The organism is Chenggangzhangella methanolivorans (genome assembly GCF_042648545.1).
GTDB lineage: Bacteria > Pseudomonadota > Alphaproteobacteria > Rhizobiales > Methylopilaceae > Methylopila > Methylopila methanolivorans.
The window spans coordinates 1,254,222-1,270,603 of record NZ_JBHRXS010000006.1 but is presented as its reverse complement, the minus strand read 5'-3'; the positions used below and the strand labels follow the sequence as shown (position 1 = coordinate 1,270,603).

The following is a 16,382-nucleotide window of genomic DNA, read 5'->3' as shown; positions in this document are numbered from 1 at the left end:
GTCGGGCGTCGGCTCAGGCCGCCCGCAACCCTCCGGCCTTTTCGATGAAGGCCGCCACCGCCTCGACGCCGTCGCCGTGCTTCACGCAGGCGAAGACGTAGGGCGCGCCCTTGCGCATGCGGACCGTGTCGGCCTCCATCACCGAAAGATCCGCGCCCACCAGCGGCGCGAGGTCGGTCTTGTTCACGACCAGAATGTCGGAGCGGGTGATGCCCGGCCCGCCTTTGCGCGGGATCTTCTCTCCGCCCGCGACGTCGATGACGTAGACCGTGATGTCGGCGAGCTCCGGCGAGAAGGTCGCGGCGAGGTTGTCGCCGCCCGACTCGATCAGGATCAGGTCGAGCGCCGGGAACTTGCGGCTCATCTCGGCGACCGCCGCGAGATTGATCGAGGCGTCCTCGCGGATGGCGGTGTGCGGGCAGCCGCCGGTCTCCACCCCCATGATCCGGTCGGCGTCGAGGGCGCCGGCGTCCACCAGGATGCGAGCGTCCTCCTTGGTGTAGATGTCGTTGGTGATGGCGCAGATGTCGTAGGTTTCGCGGAAGCGCTTGCAGAGCGCCTCCATCAGCGCGGTCTTGCCCGAGCCGACCGGGCCTCCGATCCCGACGCGGAGGGGTCCGTTAGAAGAGCTCATGAGCGAAAAAGCCTTGTATATTGCGTCTCGTGGCGGGCGGAGCTGAGATCCAGCCTGAAGGTCGATGAGCTGAGATCATCGAGCGTGAGCGCCTCGGCTTCAACCGCGATGGACTGCGCCAGAGGGCTCAAGGCCGCCACCACCCGCGCGCCGGCCGTCTGTCCGACGGGCGCGAGCCGCACCGCCGCCGACACCAGCGCCTGGGAGATCGCGACGAGGAAGGCCGCGGCCGTCTCGCGTTCGGGAAGTCCGTGGGCCGCCGCCGCGGCGCCGACCGCGATCGGATAGGCGACTTCGCCGGGGAGGGCTGGCGCGACGGCGGAAAGCCGGTCGGTCGGCCATGCGGCGAGCGCCGCGTCGAGAAAGCTGCGACCCTGCTGGGAGGTCTCGAGGTGGAGTTCCTTCGTGGCCGCGAAGGCGAGCGCAACCTCGTTGGCGGCGGCGAGAGCCGCGAGGTCGCCCGCCATGACGGCGCGGTGGGCGGCATGGAGAAGGATCGTGTCGTTGCGGGCGAAGCCGAGCGCCAGGACGTCGTTCAGCCAGACGAGCAACGAGGCTTCGTCCCTGACGTCGCCGTCCTCGACCGCCTGTTCGAGCCCGTGGCTGTAGGCGTATCCGCCGACCGGGAAGGCGGGGGAGAGCCAGGCGAGCAGGGTGGCGGTGGTCGCCTGATGTGCGCCGCCGCCGATGACGCTCTCTCCGTCATGCCTGGCCAACTGCCAGGCGTCCACGACTTCTCCTGTCGGGGACGTTGCCGTCAAAGTCGTGGATACCCGCGCGTCGCGCGGGCTTGACGGCTGAGGGTCGCGCGCCGGACCGTCACCCATGGTCATGCCCGTGATACGCGCCCTTCTCCGGCCGGAAGGGCCGTCGCACCGTCCTCGTCGCGCCGCCGAGGCCGCGGACCATCTCGACCAGCACATGGTCGGGCGCCACGTAGATCGCCTCCTCGGCGACCTCCGCGGGCGTGTGCCGGTTGCCGAGGTGCCAGGCGATCTTGGCGAGGCGCAGCGGCGTCCCGGCCGTGACCTCGACAAGGTCCTCGTCGGCGGCACACACCTCGACGAGGCGCCCGTCATCGAGCGCAAGCGCGTCGCCGTCCTCGATCGCAATGGGGCGGGGGAGATCGAGCAGGAAATCGAGCCCGCCGTCGCTGGTCATGGCGAGGCGGCGGCGGTTGCGCGCCTCATGATCGAGCGTGATGCGGTCGGCGACGAGCGCGGTCTTCACCGCGGGGCGGCGGACGACGGAGAGCGCGCGGGTCATGGGACGCGGAGACGAATTGCGCGCTTCGAGACGCAGCCTGACGGCCGCGCCTCAGCACGAGGGGCGTTGAGGAAGGAGCAAACCTCCTCATGCCGAGGAGCCAGCCTTGGGCGGGCGTCTCGATGCGCGCCGTCGCCCGATCCAGGTCTCAAAACAGAAAATACCGCTGCGCCATCGGGAGCTCGAGCGCCGGCTCGCACACCAGCAGCTCGCCGTCGGCGCGCACGTCATAGGTCTCCGCGTCGATCTCGATGACCGGCGTGGCGTCGTTCAGGATCATGGACTTCTTGGAGATCCCGCCGCGCACGTTCTCGACCGCGACCATCGGCTTCTGCGCGCGCAGCCGGTTGGCGAGGCCGCCGTCGATCGCGGCCTTCGACACGAAGGTGAGCGAATTGGCGAGCGGCGAGGGACCGAAGGAGCCGAACATCGGCCGGTAATGCACCGGCTGCGGGGTCGGGATCGAAGCGTTGGGGTCGCCCATCGGCGCGCAGGCGATCACCCCGCCCTTGACCACGAGGTCGGGCTTCACGCCGAAGAAGGCCGGCGTCCACACCACGAGGTCGGCGAGCTTGCCTTCCTCCACCGAGCCGACATGCCGCGACACGCCATGCGCGATGGCGGGATTGATGGTGTACTTCGCCACATAGCGGCGGGCGCGGAGGTTGTCGTTGTCGCCCGTCTCGCCGGGCAGGGCGCCCCGCTGGCGCTTCATCTTGTCGGCGGTCTGCCAGGTGCGGATCACCACCTCGCCGACGCGGCCCATGGCCTGGCTGTCGGACGACATCATCGAGAGCGCGCCGATGTCGTGGAGGATGTCCTCCGCGGCGATCGTCTCCTTGCGGATGCGGCTTTCCGCGAAGGCGAGGTCTTCGGGGATCGACGGGTCGAGGTGGTGGCAGACCATGAGCATGTCGAGATGCTCGTCGATCGTGTTGCGGGTGTAGGGCCGCGTCGGGTTGGTGCTCGACGGCAGCACGTTTTCGAGGCCCGCCACCTTCATGATGTCGGGCGCATGGCCCCCGCCCGCGCCTTCGGTGTGGAAGGCGTGGATGGTGCGGCCCTTGAAGGCCGCGATCGTGTCCTCGACGAAGCCGCTCTCGTTCAGCGTGTCGGAGTGGATCATCACCTGGATGTCGAACGCGTCGGCGACCGAGAGGCAGCAGTCGATCGCGGCCGGCGTCGTGCCCCAGTCCTCGTGGAGCTTGAGCGCGCAGGCGCCGCCCAGCACCTGCTCCTCGAGGGCCGCCGGCAGCGAGGCGTTGCCCTTGCCCGTGAAGCCGAGATTCATCGGGAAGGCGTCGGCGGCCTCGATCATGCGCGCGATGTGCCACGGGCCGGGCGTGCAGGTGGTGGCGAAGGTGCCGGTCGCCGGTCCCGTGCCGCCGCCGAGCATGGAGGTGACGCCGGAATTCAGCGCCTCCTCGATCTGCTGCGGGCAGATGAAGTGGATGTGGCTGTCGAAGCCGCCGGCCGTGACGATCTTGCCTTCGCCCGCGATGACCTCCGTGCCGGGCCCCACGATGATGTCGACGCCCGGCTGGACGTCCGGATTGCCGGCCTTGCCGATCTTGGCGATGCGGCCGTCCTTCAGGCCGATGTCGGCCTTGTAGATCCCCGTATGGTCGAGGATCACCGCGTTGGTGACGACGGTGTCGACCGCCCCGTCCGCGCGCGTCGCCTGGGACTGGCCCATGCCGTCGCGGATGGTCTTGCCGCCGCCGAACTTCACCTCCTCGCCATAGGTGGTGAAGTCCTTCTCGACCTCGATGACGAGCGACGTGTCGGCGAGCCGGATCCTGTCGCCGGTCGTCGGCCCGAACATGTCGGCATAGGCCGCGCGGGAGATCTTGGCGGGCATCAGAGACCTCCCATCACGTCCTGCCGGAACCCGAACACCTTTCGCGCGCCCGACAGCGGAACGAGCGTCACGGTCCGCGTCTGGCCGGGCTCGAAGCGCACCGCGGTGCCGGACGCGATGTCGAGCCGCATGCCGCGGGCGGCCGCGCGGTCGAAGTCGAGCGCCGGGTTGGTCTCGAAGAAGTGGTAATGGCTGCCGACCTGGATCGGACGGTCGCCGGTGTTGGCGACCGTGACGCTGACGGTCTCGGCGCCGGCGTTGAGCTCGATGTCGCCCTCGGCCGCGATCACTTCGCCGGCCGCAAGCTCCGACGCCGCGCCGCGGATCGGGTGGTGCACGGTCACGAGCTTGGTGCCGTCCGGGAACGTCGCTTCGACCTGGATGTCGTGGATCATCTCGGCGATCCCGTCCATGCACTGCTCGGCGCTCACGACATGCGCGCCGGCCTCCATCAGCTCCGCGACCGTGCGGCCGTCGCGCGCGCCCTCGACCACGAAATCGGTGATGAGCGCGACCGCTTCGGGATGGTTGAGCTTCACCCCGCGCGAGAGGCGGTTTCGCGCCACGATCGCCGCCATCGCGACCAGCAGCTTGTCCTTTTCGCGGGGCGTGAGGTTCATCAGCAGGTCCAGACGCGGGGGAGGGGGCGGTCGATCAGGATCGGCAAAGTCTCGCGCAGGGCGTCGCGCAGGCGCTCGGCCGAGGGGGAGAGCATACGCAGGATCATGAGGCCGTTCCAAGAGGTTACGCCCGCCTCGACCGCCTCGAGGGCAGCGACCGAGGCGCGCACCGGCTCGACGAGCGCCTCTGCGTCCGGCGCGACATGCAGCACGGTCGCAAGCGCCGTCGCTCCGCGGGCGACGGCCTTGCGGGCGAGCAGCTCCTCGATGTCGCCGGAGAGCTTCAGCGTCTCGGCGAAAACCAGCCGCCCGCCGCGGCGCACGCGCCAGCGATCCTCGACGAGGCCGGACCGCACCGCCTCGCCGCGGGCGCGGCGGCCGAACACGATCGGCTCGCAGACGGTGAGCCTTGCGGTTTCCGCGACGTCGGCCTCGAGCCGGCGCTCGAGCCGGGCGTGATCGAACAGGATGGTCTCCTGCGGCAGCCATGCGAGCCGGCCGCCGGCCGCGACGGCGAGGCGGTTCTCCACCGTCGCGCTGATCCCGTCGGAGCGGTAGACGCGCTCGGCGCCGGGAGTGGAGAGCGAGGCCGCCGCGCCTTCGCCGATTTCGACCTCGACGCTCATCGCGTCGCCGCATGCGATGCCGCCCGCGACGTTCAGCATCACGCCGTCGAGCCCGTGGGGCGACTTCGGAAGCCTCAGCCGCGACGCGCCGCTCTCATGGACGCGCACGATGCGGCTCGCGCCGCCGCGCGCCTCGACGGTGAGCGCGATGCGGCCATGGGCGCGCTGGCGGCCGAAGTTGTCTCGCGCTGGCGGAGCTTCAGAAATGTAGGCGATTGCGGACATCGTCCCCCTGAAGCGCCGTGGCGTCGCCGCTTTCGACCACCTCGCCGCGCTCCATCACGATGAAGCGGTCGGCGAGCTCCTGGGCGAAGTCGAAATACTGTTCGACCAGCACGATCGCCATGTTCCCCTTGTCGCGAAGATAGCGGATTGCGCGGCCGATGTCCTTGATGACCGAGGGTTGGATGCCCTCCGTGGGCTCGTCCAGAACGAGCAGCTTTGGCCGTGTGACGAGCGCGCGGCCGATGGCGAGCTGCTGCTGCTGGCCGCCGGACAGGTCGCCGCCGCGCCGCCCGAGCATCGACTTCAGCACGGGGAAGAGGTCGTAGACGTCTTCCGGAATGGTGCGGTCGCGGCGTTTCAGCGGCGCAAAGCCGGTCTCGAGGTTCTCCTTGACGGTCAGCAGCGGAAAGATCTCGCGGCCCTGCGGCACATAGGCGATCCCGAGGCTCGCGCGGTCGTAGGGCTTGAGGGTCGAGATCGGCCGGCCCTCGAGCGTGATCCGGCCGGCCGAGATCGGCCGCTGGCCGGTGATGGCGCGGAGAAGGGAGCTTTTGCCGACGCCATTGCGCCCGAGCACGCAGGTGACCTCGCCGGCCGCCGCCGTGACCGAGACGCCGCGCAGCGCCCGCGAGGAGCCGTAATAGAGCGAGACGTCTTCGACGCTCAGCATGTGGCGATCTTTCGCTCACGAACGAACTGCGTGCTTCGAGACGCGTCGGCCGCGCCGCCGCTCCTCAGCATGAGGACCGTTGAGCTTGATCGGAACCACCAACGAGCCTCATGCTGAGGAGGCGCGAAGCGCCGTCTCGAAGCACGCAGTTGATCTCCGCCGCGCATGTTCATCGCCCGAGATAGACCTCCACCACGCGCTCGTTCGACGACACCGCGTCGAGCGATCCCTCGGCCAGAACCGAGCCCTCGTGCAGGCACGTGACCTTCACGCCGAGGTCGCGGACGAACACCATGTCGTGCTCCACCACCACGACCGAGGCGGTCTTGGCGATCTCGCGCAGCAGGTCTGCGGTGTCGGCGGTCTCCTGATCCGTCATGCCGGCCGCGGGCTCGTCGACCAGGAGCAGCTTCGGCTCCTGCGCCAGCAGCATGCCGATCTCGAGCCACTGCTTCTGGCCGTGGGAGAGCTCGCCCGCCTTGCGGTCCCGCGATCCCGTCAGCCGCACGCGTTCCAGCAGCGCGTCGACGCGCTCCTTCTCTTGGGCCGTGCGCCTGGAGAACAGCACGGGGAAGGGCCGCCGGTCGGTCTTGAGCGCCAAAAGAATGTTGTCCTCGACCGTGTGCATCTCGAACACGGTCGGGGTCTGGAACTTCCGCCCGATGCCGAGCCCTGCGATAGAGGCCTCGTCGAGCCTGGTGAGGTCGTGGGTCGCCTCGAACACCGCGACGCCGGTGTTCGGCCGGGTCTTGCCGGTGATCACGTCCATCATGGTGGTCTTGCCGGCGCCGTTCGGGCCGATGATCGCGCGCATCTCGCAGTCGTCGATCGAGAGCGAGAGCTTGTTCAGCGCCTTGAACCCGTCGAACGTCACCGAGACGTTGTCGAGATAGAGCAGCGCGTTGGTGGTGAGGCCGCCGATCGCCATTGGCTTACTCCGCAGGCGCTGGTTTGGGCGGCGGGGCAGGGGCGGCCGCGGGCTCGGACGGCAGCTCGCTCTTGCGCTTGAGGCCGAGCAGATCGGTGACCGAGCCCACGATCCCCTTCGGGATCAGCAGCGTGGTGGCGACGAACAGGCCGCCGAGCGCGAACAGCCACATCGAGGGCAGCACGCCCGTGAACCAGGTCTTGCCGGCGTTCACGAGGAAAGCGCCGAGCGCCGCCCCTACCAGCGTGCCGCGGCCGCCGACCGCGACCCAGATCACCGCCTCGATCGAGTTCGCGGGCGCAAATTCCGACGGGTTGATGATGCCGACCTGCGGCACGTAGAGCGCGCCCGCGACGCCTGCGATCATCGCGGAGAGCGTGAAAACCAGGAGTTTGTACTGCTCGACCCGATAACCCATGAAGCGCGTGCGGCTCTCGGCGTCGCGCACCGCGACCACCACCTTGCCGAGCTTCGACGTCACCACCCAGCGGCAGATGAGGTAGGAGCCGGCGAGCGCGAGCGCGGTCAGCGCGAACAGCGTCGCGCGGGTCCCTTGAGCCTGTACGGGGAAGCCCAGAATGTCCTTGAAGTCGGTCAGGCCGTTGTTGCCGCCGAACCCCATGTCGTTGCGGAAGAAGGCGAGCATCAGCGCGAAGGTGAGCGCCTGCGTGATGATCGAGAGGTAGACGCCGGTGACCCGCGAGCGGAAGGCGAGCCAGCCGAAGCCGAAGGCGAGCAGGCCGGGCGCCGCCATCGCCATGAGGGCGGCGAACCAGAACTGGTCGAAGCCGAGCCAGAACCAGGGCAGCTCCTTGTAATTCAGGAACACCATGAAGTCCGGCAGCACGGGATTGCCGTAGACGCCCCGCGGGCCGATCTGGCGCATCAGGTGCATGCCCATCGCGTAGCCGCCGAGCGCGAAGAACGCGCCGTGGCCGAGCGACAGGATCCCGCAATAGCCCCACACCAGATCGAGCGCGAGCGCGAGCATCGCGAAGGCCAGATACTTGCCGAGCAGCGGCACGAGATAGTCGGAGACGTGGAGCGCCGAGTTCGGCGGCAGCAGGAGGTTGGAGGCCGGGATCAGGATCGCCATGGCGAGCACGACGCCAAGGAAGATCAGCCCGGCGCCGTCGAGGAAGCGGTAGCGGCTCACGGGCGGGCCCCCGACTCGGCGCGAACCTCTCCGAACCCCTCCCCCTTGTGGAGAGGGTATGGGTGGGGGTGGTTCAGAACTAAGCGGAAGGTTGCGCGTGGGGCGCTGTCGCCCGTGGCGCCGCCTTCGGAGCCGCCCCCACCCCTTACCCCTCCCCACAAGGGGGAGGGGGAACTGAGAGCGCGACGCTTGCTGACTGTTCGCGTCTTCATGCGTCCACGAACCTCCCCTTGAGCGCGAACAGGCCGCGGGGCTTCTTCTGGATGAACAGGATGATGGCGATCAGCAGTATGATTTTGCCGAGCACCGCGCCAGCGAAGGGCTCCAGCAGCTTGTTGGCGACGCCGATCGAGAGCGCGCCGACGAGCGTGCCCCAGAGGTTCCCGACGCCGCCGAACACCACCACGAGGAAGCTGTCGATGATGTAGCTTTGGCCGAGGTTCGGCGAGACGTTGTCGATCTGGCTGAGCGCGACGCCCGCGATCCCCGCCACGCCGGACCCGAGCCCGAACGTCATCGCGTCGACCCATGGGGTGCGGATGCCCATGGAGCCGGCCATCCGCCGGTTCTGCGTCACGGCGCGCACCTGAAGCCCAAGGCTGGTGCGCTTCAGGAGCAGCAGCAGCGCGAAGAACACCGAGAGCGCGAACAGCACGATGGCGACGCGGTTCCAGGTGAGCGACACGCCGAGCAGCGAGATCGAGCCCTGCAGCCAGTCCGGCGTCGAGACCTCGCGGTTGGTCGGGCCGAAGGCGGTGCGCACCGCCTGCTGCAGGATGAGGCTGACGCCCCATGTGGCGAGCAGCGTCTCGAGCGGCCGGCCGTAGAGGAAGCGGATCACCGTGCGCTCGATCAGCACGCCGACCGCGCCCGCCACCAAGAATGCGACCGGGATCGAGATCAGCAGCGAGACGCCGTTCATCGCCGGCACGTTGTCGCGGATGAAGCCTTGGGTGAGGAAGGTGGCGTAGGCCCCGATCATCACCATCTCGCCATGGGCCATGTTGATGACGCCCATCACGCCGAAGGTGATGGCGAGCCCGATGGCGGCGAGCAGCAGCACCGAGCCGAGCGAGATCCCGTAGGTCAGGTCCTGCACCGCGTTCGCGACCCCGAGCCAGCGCTGGATGGCCGCGACGCCCGATTTCGCGGCGTCCTGCACTGCCTGCGGAGAGTTGGCCGGCAGCGAATTGAGCGCGGCGAGCGCGTCCTGGTCGCCGACGTCCGCCACGATGTCGGCGGCGGCGACACGGTCGGCCTCGGGCGCGTCCGGCTTCACGAGGATGATGGCGGCGCGGGCCTGCGTCAGCGCTTCCTTCGCGGAAGGATCCTTCTCCTTGGCGAGCGCCGCCTCGATGGCGGGCAGGGCGCTTGCGTCGCGGCTCTTGAACACGGCGCGGGCCGAAGCCACGCGCTTTTCCGGTTCCGGCGCCTGTAGCGCGAAGGCTCCGCGGGCGGCTTCCACTGAGCGGCGCACGCGGTTGTTGAGGCGCACCGGCTTCAGCGGTTTTGCGCCGAGCTCCGCGGGCGCGGCCTCGCCGGTCCTGGCGAGCTTCAGCGCGCCGGCCGCGTCCTTCATCAGGATCGTCTTGCTCTCGGGGTCGAACAGCAGGCGACCGGCGCCGAGCGCCTCGAAGATCTCCGCGCCCGTCGGGGCCTGAGCGGCCACCAGGCCTTCGATCGCCTTGTCGGTCTCGTCGAACTTGTCGGCCGAAAAGCGCGCGAGGGCGTCGTCGACCGGATCGGCGAAGGCGGGCGCGACCGAGCTCAGGCACGCGAGCGCGAGAAGGGCGAAGGCGGGAAAGAACAGTCGAAACAATCTGGGCACTGGGTCACCTGAGCGCGAGGCCGACCGAGCCCTCCCCCTTGCGGGGAGGGTGAGCGTGGGGGTGGTTCAGGATGGAGTGGTTCGGTTCGGCGTAGAGCAGCGTCGCTCTTGTCGCCCTATCCGGAGCCACCCCCACCCCCGATCCCTCCCCAGCGCAAGTCGGACGCTTCCGACTTGCGCATCTCATTTGGCCAACTCCGCGAGCGGAGTTGGCTCGGGGAGGGGAGAGGCGCGCACGACGCGCGGAGTCAGTTCAAGATCAAGGCGCGGAGGGCGGCGGGGAGGAGGCGCCGCCCTCCGCGAGGGCTCATGCGGGGAGGCGCCTCAGGTGCCCTGGCCGCCGCACTTGCCGGTCTTGACGTTGAAGTTGCCGCACTTCTTGCCCACCCAGTCGGCCTCGAGGTCCTTCGAGCCGGGCAGGAAGTCCGACCAGGCGTCGCCCGGCACCAGGTCCGGCGTCTTCTCGACGACGTCGAACTGGCCGTCCTCGCGGATCTCGCCGATCAGCACGGGCTTGGTGATGTGGTGGTTGGGCAGCATCTTGGAGACGCCCCCGGTGAGATTCGCCTGCTCGGTCCCGGGCAGGGCGTCGATCACCTTGTCAGCGTCGACGGAGCCGGCCTTTTCAGCCGCCTTCACCCACATGTTGAAGCCGATGTAGTGGGCCTCCATCGGGTCGTTGGTCACGCGCTTCGGGTTCTTGGTGAAGGCCTGCCACTTGGCGATGAAGTCCTTGTTGGCAGGATCGTCGACGCTCTCGAAGTAGTTCCAGGCGGCGAGATGGCCGACCAGCGGCTTGGTGTCGATCCCTGCGAGCTCCTCCTCGCCGACCGAGAACGCCACCACGGGGATGTCGGTCGCCTTGACGCCCTGGTTGCCGAGCTCCTTGTAGAACGGCACGTTGGCGTCGCCGTTGATGGTCGAGACGACCGCCGTCTTCTTGCCCGCCGAGCCGAACTTCTTGATGTCGGAGACGATCGTCTGCCAGTCGGAATGACCGAACGGCGTGTAGTTGATCATGATGTCGTCGGCCGCCACGCCCTTGTCCTTGAGATAGGCCTCGAGGATCTTATTGGTCGTGCGCGGATACACGTAATCGGTGCCGGCCAGGACCCAGCGCTGGACGCTCTCTTCCTTCATCAGGTAGTCGACCGCCGGGATCGCCTGCTGGTTCGGCGCGGCGCCGGTGTAGAACACGTTGCGCTCGCTCTCCTCGCCCTCGTACTGGACGGGATAGAACAGGACCGAGTTCAGCTCCTTGAACACCGGCAGCACCGACTTGCGGGACACGCTCGTCCAGCAGCCGAACACCACCGAGACCTTCTGGTTCGAGATCAGCTCGCGGGCCTTCTCGGCGAATAGCGGCCAGTTGGAGGCCGGATCGACCACCACCGCCTCGAGCTTCTTGCCGAGCACGCCGCCTTTCTTGTTCTGCTCGTCGATGAGCATGAGCATGGCGTCCTTCAGCGTGGTTTCGCTGATCGCCATCGTGCCCGAGAGCGAATGCAGGATGCCGACCTTGATGGTGTCTTCCGCCCGCGCCGGCGCCCAGGACAGAGTCGCGCCCGCGATCGCGCCGGCGGCGAGCGCCGCGCTCAAAAACCTCTTCATCGCTCACTCCCGTGCCGTCTCTTGATCCGGGCTCCCCGGCCCGCTGAAGACACGCCACGCAAGTGCGGCGCCACCCCGAGCGCCTGTTCCGGTTGCAATCGAGGCGGGCTCGCGGCGAGGCGTCCGTTCGGCGCGCGCGCTGCCTATAAGGTGAGCAAACGGGACGTTTTGATTAATTAGTGAGCAATGTGATCGCTTGAAAGGCGGGGGCTGGACCCGCTGGCCTGCGCCATGGCGCGCCGCGGCGCCGTTCGGTGCGCTGGCACGACGTTTGCTGATCCGCCGTCGTGCAGAGCGTCTAGGGTTCCGGCCGCCATCCCCGGCGGCGCTGGTCCGAGAGACGCGCTTCCGGGAGAGCCGGAGGTACACGGCGGGGCAAAATCCCGGGAGGTCACTGCACGGGTTCGCCGCCGCGGACCGACCTCCAATTCGTGCGCGGCGAACTCCTGAGACGCCATCGGCCACAAGGCCGACTGACCGAGGAGTCATTGATGCGCCGCCGCCTGCTCGCAGCTCTTTCGCTCTCCGCCGTCGCGCTTGCGGCCGCGTTCACCGGGCCGGCGCACGCCGCGCCCAAGAAGAGTTTTGAGATCGCCTGGACGATCTATGTCGGGTTCATGCCCTGGCCCTATGCGGCCGAGAACGGCATCGTGAAAAAGTGGGCCGACAAATACGGCATCGACATCAAGGTCACGCAGCTCAACGACTACGTGGAGTCGATCAACCAGTTCACCGCCGGCAAGTTCGACGGCGTGACGCTGACCAACATGGACGCGCTGACCATTCCCGCCGCCGGCGGCGTCGACACCACCGCGCTCGTGATCGGCGACTTCTCGAACGGCAATGACGGCATCGTCTCGAAGAAGGCGAAGTCGATCGCCGACCTCAAGGGCTCGAGCATCAACCTCGTGGAGCTCTCGGTCTCCCACTACCTGCTCGCCCGCGCGCTCGACATGAACGGCATGTCCGAAAAGGACGTGAAGGTCGTCAACACCTCCGACGCCGACATCACCGGCGCGTTCAAGACGCCGGACGTCGAACACGTCGTCACCTGGAACCCGATGCTCGCCGACGTCACGGCCGAGCCCGGCGCGACCGAACTGTTCGACTCGTCCAAGATCCCGGGCGAAATCATCGACATGCTCGGCGTCAACACCGAAACGCTCAAGGACAATCCGGACTTCGGCAAGGCCCTGGTCGGCATCTGGTACGAGACCCTGAAGCTCATGGAAGGCGACGCCGGCAAGGAGGCGCGCGCGGCCATGGGCAAGCAGTCCGGCACCGACCTCGCCGGCTTCGACGCCCAGCTCGCCGACACCAACCTGTTCTCGAAGGCCGCCGACGCGGTCGCTTTCGCGGAGAGCCCCGCGATCACGAAGACCATGGACCTCGTCCGCAGCTTCTCGTTCGACCACGGCCTGCTCGGCGAGGGCGCGAAGTCCAAGGACGCGGTCGGCATGGCGTTTTCGGGCGGCAAGACGCTCGGCGACGAGAAGAACGTGAAGCTGCGCTTCGACCCGACCTTCATGAAGATGGCGGCCGAAGGGAAGCTGTGAGGGCTTGGACAAGCGTCATCCCGGACGGCCGCAAGGCCGATCCGGGATCGTCCTCCGCGTAAGGCGCGCGGGACCAAGGGTGTCATCCCGGCCGAAGCGGCGCAGCCGCGTAGAGCCGGGATCGTCTTCCGAGCTCGCGCCCTCTCCTGAAAACGATCCCGGATCGGCCTTGCGGCCGTCCGGGATGACGGGTGGCTTCAAGGTGGTTTCATGCGTCGTGCGATGAACATACGGCCGGCGGCCGGGCCGCGGCTGCTGCTCGCGATCCTGCCGTTCCTGCTGCTCGCCGCCGTCTACGTGATCGGCTCGGCCGAGCGGCGCGCCGAAAACCCGAACGACAAGCTGCTGCCGCCGGTCTCGGAGATGGCCGCGACCACCTCGCGGCTCGCCTTCGAGCCCGACCGGCGCACCGGCGAGATCACGATGCTCGCCGACACGCTCTCGAGCCTGCAGCGCCTGGCGCTGGGCTTGGGCTTCGCGACGGTGGTCGGCCTCGTGCTCGGGATCGCGCTCGGCATCCTGCCGGTGGCGAACGCCGGCGGCGGGGCGCTCGTCGCGGTGATCTCCATGATCCCGCCCATGGCGATCCTGCCCATCCTCTTCATCATCTTCGGGCTGGGGGAGCTCTCGAAGGTGATCCTCATCGTCATCGGGGTCGCGCCGCCGATCGTGCGCGACATCGCCATGACGGTTCAGGCGATCCCGACCGAGCAACTGGTGAAGGCGCAGACGCTCGGCGCCTCCACATGGACGACGGTCGTTCGCGTGGTGCTCCCGCAGATCACGCCTCGGCTGATCGAAGTCGTGCGCCTGCAGCTCGGCCCGGCGTTCCTGTTCCTGATCGCCGCCGAAGCCATCGCCTCGGATTCAGGGCTCGGCTACCGCATCTTCCTCGTGCGCCGCTATCTCGCGATGGACGTCATCCTGCCTTACGTCGCCTGGATCACGCTGATCGCCTTCACGCTCGACCTGCTGCTCGCAAAGCTCTCGCGAAAAGCCTTCCCATGGGCCTATGTGGGGGAACGCCGATGAGCACGATCACGGTCGAGAACGTCTGGGCCGAGTTCGGCGACCAGATCGTCATCGAGAACCTCGATTTCGAGGTGAAGTCCGGCGCGTTCCTGTCGGTCGTCGGCCCCTCGGGCTGCGGCAAGAGCACGTTCCTGCGCATGGTGCTCGGCCAGGACCGCCCAAGCCGCGGCCGCCTGCTGCTCGACGGCAAGCCGCTGCCCGACGAGCCCGACGCCGACCGCGGCGTCGTGTTCCAGCGTTACTCGGTGTTCCCGCACCTCACCGTGCTCGGCAACGTCGTGCTGGCCTATGAGCTCGGCCAGTCGCGGTTCCTCGGCAAGCTGTTCGGGGCGGCCAAGCGCCGGGCGAAGGAGCGCGCCGAGGAGCTGATCGTGGCCGTCGGGCTCGGGGCCCATCGCGACAAGCATCCGAGCGCGCTCTCGGGCGGCATGCAGCAACGGCTGGCAATCGCTCAAGCCTTGGCGAAAGATCCGAAGGTGCTATTGCTCGACGAGCCGTTCGGCGCGCTCGATCCCGGCACGAGGGCGCAGATGCACGCGCTCATCAAGCCGCTGTGGGAGCAGGCCGGCATGACGGTGATCATGGTGACGCACGACCTCAAGGAGGCGTTCAACCTCGGCACACGGGTGGTGGCCTTCGACAAGGTGCGCCACGACCCGCAGGCGCCGGGCCGCTACGGCGCGCGCGTCACCTACGATCTCGATCTCACGCGCGAGGGCGCGGTGCCGGTGCTGGGCTTTGCGAGGCCCATTCCGCTGATGGCCGCGCAGTGAGCATGCGGCTCGCGCCCCTCGTCCCGGACTTGATCCGGGACCCAGAACCGACAGCGTATCCGGAAACGCGCTTCGAGCGCCGCTCTCTCTTTGGGAGCCGCATCGGTTCTGGGTCCCGGATCAAGTCCGGGACAAGGGCGCGGCGTTTCCCGCGCATGGTCCCGGCGCCTGTTGGGACGACGCCTCATCACAAGTTCTACCCGCTGATGACGTTCCCGAATTGGCTCGGGAAGACGGCCAGCCTTACCCAAGGAGAAGCCGAATGATCCCGTCACGCGCCAGCCGCGGCCGCGCGGCAGGTCTTGCGCCCTCGCGCGAGCGTCTGCGTCGCCACCATCCCGATTTCTCGAAGATGGAGACCCAAGGCTGGAAGGCGCTCGACGCCGAGAGCCGCCTGCCCGAGACCATGTGGCGGAAAGAGCAGCAATGGGCGCTCGACATGGGCCTGCCCGGCGCCGACTCGATCACCGACAAGTCGATTCCGACCTTCGCGCGCGGCGAGCTTCCGCATTTCGCCGGCATCAACACCTTCATGAAGGCGCCTTACGTCGAGAACGTGCGCGACGTCGGCAAATACGACGCCGCGGTGCTCGGCATCCCGTTCGACTCCGGCACCACCTATCGCCCCGGCACCCGCTTCGGGCCGCAGGGCGTGCGGCGCATCTCGGCGCTCTACACGCCCTACAATTACGAGCTCGGCGTCGATCTCCGCGAGCAGATGACGCTCTGCGACGCCGGCGACGTGTTCACGATCCCCGCCAACCTCGAGAAGTCGTTCGACCAGATCACCCGCGGCGTCTCCCATGTCGCCTCGTCGGGCGCGCTGCCGATCATGATCGGCGGCGACCATTCGATCGGCTTCCCCTGCGTGCGCGGCATCGCCGAATGCACGTCGAAGCGCATCGGCATCATCCACTTCGACCGCCACATCGACATCCAGGAGAAGGATCTCGACGAGCGGATGCACACCACGCCGTGGTTCTGGGCGACCAATCTGCCGAACGTTTCGCCGAAAAACCTCGTGCAGCTCGGCATCGGCGGCTGGCAGGTGCCGCGCTACGGCGTCTCCGAGGCGCGTCGGCGCGACACCAACGTGCTGACGATCGAGGACATCGAGAAGTTCGGCCTGGAAAAGACCGCCGAGATCGCGCTGGAGCTCGCCTGGAAGGACGCCGACGCGGTCTACATCTCGTTCGACGTGGACTCGATCGACTGCGGCTTCGTGCCGGGCACCGGCTGGCCGGAGCCGGGCGGCTTCCTGCCGCGCGAGGCGCTCAAGATCCTCGGCCTCGTCACCGCGCCGGGCATCTGCGGCCTCGAGGTCGTGGAGGTCTCGCCGCCCTACGACACATCGGACATCACGGCGCTGTTCGGCACCCGCGTGATCGTCGAGGCGCTCGGCTCGATGGTGTCGAACGGCACTCTCGGCAAGCACAAGTCGATCATCGACAAGCCGGTGACGTTCTGATGCGCGCGCGGAGATCGACTGCGTGCTTCGAGACGCCCGGCTGCGCCGGGCTCCTCAGCATGAGGGACGTGGAGAATTGCGGAAGCACGCGTGACGGAGGTCTCGTCCCTCCTCATGCTGAGGAGGCG

At 68.1% G+C, this 16,382-nt stretch carries 15 protein-coding genes and 1 riboswitch; of the genes, 4 read left to right on the top strand and 11 right to left on the bottom strand.

The genetic code is table 11. The annotated features are described in order from the left end of the window. Positions 1-13: 13 nt before the first annotated feature. The 11 genes from ureG to urtA all read right to left on the bottom strand — a co-directional run bounded on the left by ureG (position 14) and on the right by urtA (position 11,425). A complete protein-coding gene (ureG, locus tag ACFOWB_RS17550; RefSeq protein ID WP_378148565.1) occupies positions 14-634 on the bottom strand; it encodes an urease accessory protein UreG in 621 nt (206 codons plus the stop codon). Beyond that, entirely contained in the window at positions 631-1,323 is a 693-nt protein-coding gene (locus ACFOWB_RS17545; RefSeq protein WP_378148823.1) for an urease accessory protein UreF, read from the bottom strand. Before ACFOWB_RS17545 ends, ureG begins: the two co-directional genes overlap by 4 nt. A gap of 130 nt (positions 1,324-1,453) precedes the next feature. Further along, complete coding sequence (locus tag ACFOWB_RS17540) at positions 1,454-1,900, bottom strand: urease accessory protein UreE (RefSeq protein WP_261403422.1); 447 nt, start codon at positions 1,898-1,900, stop codon at positions 1,454-1,456. A 148-nt stretch (positions 1,901-2,048) separates the two neighbouring features. Beyond that, positions 2,049-3,761 carry an urease subunit alpha gene (gene ureC / locus ACFOWB_RS17535; RefSeq protein ID WP_378148562.1) on the bottom strand — a complete coding sequence of 571 codons (1,713 nt, stop codon included), beginning with the start codon at positions 3,759-3,761 and terminating at the stop codon, positions 2,049-2,051. Further along, entirely contained in the window at positions 3,761-4,381 is a 621-nt protein-coding gene (locus tag ACFOWB_RS17530) for an urease subunit gamma (protein WP_261403421.1), read from the bottom strand. The genes ureC and ACFOWB_RS17530 overlap by 1 nt, the downstream gene beginning before the upstream one ends. Further along, entirely contained in the window at positions 4,381-5,232 is an 852-nt protein-coding gene (locus ACFOWB_RS17525) for an urease accessory protein UreD (protein WP_261403420.1), read from the bottom strand. Before ACFOWB_RS17525 ends, ACFOWB_RS17530 begins: the two co-directional genes overlap by 1 nt. After that, complete coding sequence (urtE, locus tag ACFOWB_RS17520) at positions 5,207-5,902, bottom strand: urea ABC transporter ATP-binding subunit UrtE (protein WP_261403419.1); 696 nt, start codon at positions 5,900-5,902, stop codon at positions 5,207-5,209. The genes ACFOWB_RS17525 and urtE overlap by 26 nt, the downstream gene beginning before the upstream one ends. A gap of 169 nt (positions 5,903-6,071) precedes the next feature. Then, the gene (urtD, locus tag ACFOWB_RS17515; protein WP_261403418.1) at positions 6,072-6,830 is read right to left on the bottom strand and encodes an urea ABC transporter ATP-binding protein UrtD; all 759 of its coding nucleotides are present in this window, start codon (positions 6,828-6,830) and stop codon (positions 6,072-6,074) included. A 4-nt stretch (positions 6,831-6,834) separates the two neighbouring features. Then, positions 6,835-7,926, bottom strand: a complete 1,092-nt coding sequence (gene urtC / locus ACFOWB_RS17510) for an urea ABC transporter permease subunit UrtC (RefSeq protein ID WP_378148822.1) — start codon at positions 7,924-7,926, stop codon at positions 6,835-6,837. 268 nt (positions 7,927-8,194) lie between these two features. Next, positions 8,195-9,814, bottom strand: a complete 1,620-nt coding sequence (urtB, locus tag ACFOWB_RS17505) for an urea ABC transporter permease subunit UrtB (RefSeq protein WP_261403417.1) — start codon at positions 9,812-9,814, stop codon at positions 8,195-8,197. A gap of 324 nt (positions 9,815-10,138) precedes the next feature. Continuing rightward, complete coding sequence (gene urtA, locus ACFOWB_RS17500; RefSeq protein ID WP_261403416.1) at positions 10,139-11,425, bottom strand: urea ABC transporter substrate-binding protein; 1,287 nt, start codon at positions 11,423-11,425, stop codon at positions 10,139-10,141. Between the two features lie 287 nt (positions 11,426-11,712). Then, a riboswitch (guanidine-I (ykkC/yxkD leader) is annotated at positions 11,713-11,817 on the top strand. A 99-nt stretch (positions 11,818-11,916) separates the two neighbouring features. Here urtA and ACFOWB_RS17495 point away from each other — a divergent pair. From ACFOWB_RS17495 to ACFOWB_RS17480, 4 genes are all read left to right on the top strand, one after another. Beyond that, the gene (locus tag ACFOWB_RS17495; protein WP_261403415.1) at positions 11,917-12,981 is read left to right on the top strand and encodes a putative urea ABC transporter substrate-binding protein; all 1,065 of its coding nucleotides are present in this window, start codon (positions 11,917-11,919) and stop codon (positions 12,979-12,981) included. Between the two features lie 210 nt (positions 12,982-13,191). After that, a complete protein-coding gene (locus ACFOWB_RS17490) occupies positions 13,192-14,013 on the top strand; it encodes an ABC transporter permease (protein WP_261403414.1) in 822 nt (273 codons plus the stop codon). Further along, positions 14,010-14,786, top strand: coding sequence for an ABC transporter ATP-binding protein (locus ACFOWB_RS17485; RefSeq protein ID WP_261403413.1), 777 nt, complete (start codon positions 14,010-14,012; stop codon positions 14,784-14,786). The genes ACFOWB_RS17490 and ACFOWB_RS17485 overlap by 4 nt, the downstream gene beginning before the upstream one ends. 262 nt (positions 14,787-15,048) lie before the next feature. Further along, entirely contained in the window at positions 15,049-16,254 is a 1,206-nt protein-coding gene (locus ACFOWB_RS17480; RefSeq protein WP_261403412.1) for an agmatinase family protein, read from the top strand. Positions 16,255-16,382 lie beyond the last annotated feature (128 nt).

What these genes read in the sequence shown, in the direction of transcription:
- ACFOWB_RS17480 (WP_261403412.1), top strand. Translation starts at nt 15,049, where the DNA reads ATGATCCCGTCACGCGCCAGCCGCGGCCGCGCGGCAGGTCTTGCGCCC.
- ACFOWB_RS17490 (WP_261403414.1), top strand. Translation starts at nt 13,192, where the DNA reads ATGCGTCGTGCGATGAACATACGGCCGGCGGCCGGGCCGCGGCTGCTG.
- ureC (WP_378148562.1), bottom strand. Translation starts at nt 3,761, where the DNA reads ATGCCCGCCAAGATCTCCCGCGCGGCCTATGCCGACATGTTCGGGCCG.
- ACFOWB_RS17485 (WP_261403413.1), top strand. Translation starts at nt 14,010, where the DNA reads ATGAGCACGATCACGGTCGAGAACGTCTGGGCCGAGTTCGGCGACCAG.
- urtE (WP_261403419.1), bottom strand. Translation starts at nt 5,902, where the DNA reads ATGCTGAGCGTCGAAGACGTCTCGCTCTATTACGGCTCCTCGCGGGCG.
- ACFOWB_RS17540 (WP_261403422.1), bottom strand. Translation starts at nt 1,900, where the DNA reads ATGACCCGCGCGCTCTCCGTCGTCCGCCGCCCCGCGGTGAAGACCGCG.
- urtC (WP_378148822.1), bottom strand. Translation starts at nt 7,926, where the DNA reads ATGGCGATCCTGATCCCGGCCTCCAACCTCCTGCTGCCGCCGAACTCG.
- ACFOWB_RS17530 (WP_261403421.1), bottom strand. Translation starts at nt 4,381, where the DNA reads ATGAACCTCACGCCCCGCGAAAAGGACAAGCTGCTGGTCGCGATGGCG.
- ureG (WP_378148565.1), bottom strand. Translation starts at nt 634, where the DNA reads ATGAGCTCTTCTAACGGACCCCTCCGCGTCGGGATCGGAGGCCCGGTC.
- ACFOWB_RS17525 (WP_261403420.1), bottom strand. Translation starts at nt 5,232, where the DNA reads ATGTCCGCAATCGCCTACATTTCTGAAGCTCCGCCAGCGCGAGACAAC.
- urtA (WP_261403416.1), bottom strand. Translation starts at nt 11,425, where the DNA reads ATGAAGAGGTTTTTGAGCGCGGCGCTCGCCGCCGGCGCGATCGCGGGC.
- ACFOWB_RS17495 (WP_261403415.1), top strand. Translation starts at nt 11,917, where the DNA reads ATGCGCCGCCGCCTGCTCGCAGCTCTTTCGCTCTCCGCCGTCGCGCTT.
- urtD (WP_261403418.1), bottom strand. Translation starts at nt 6,830, where the DNA reads ATGGCGATCGGCGGCCTCACCACCAACGCGCTGCTCTATCTCGACAAC.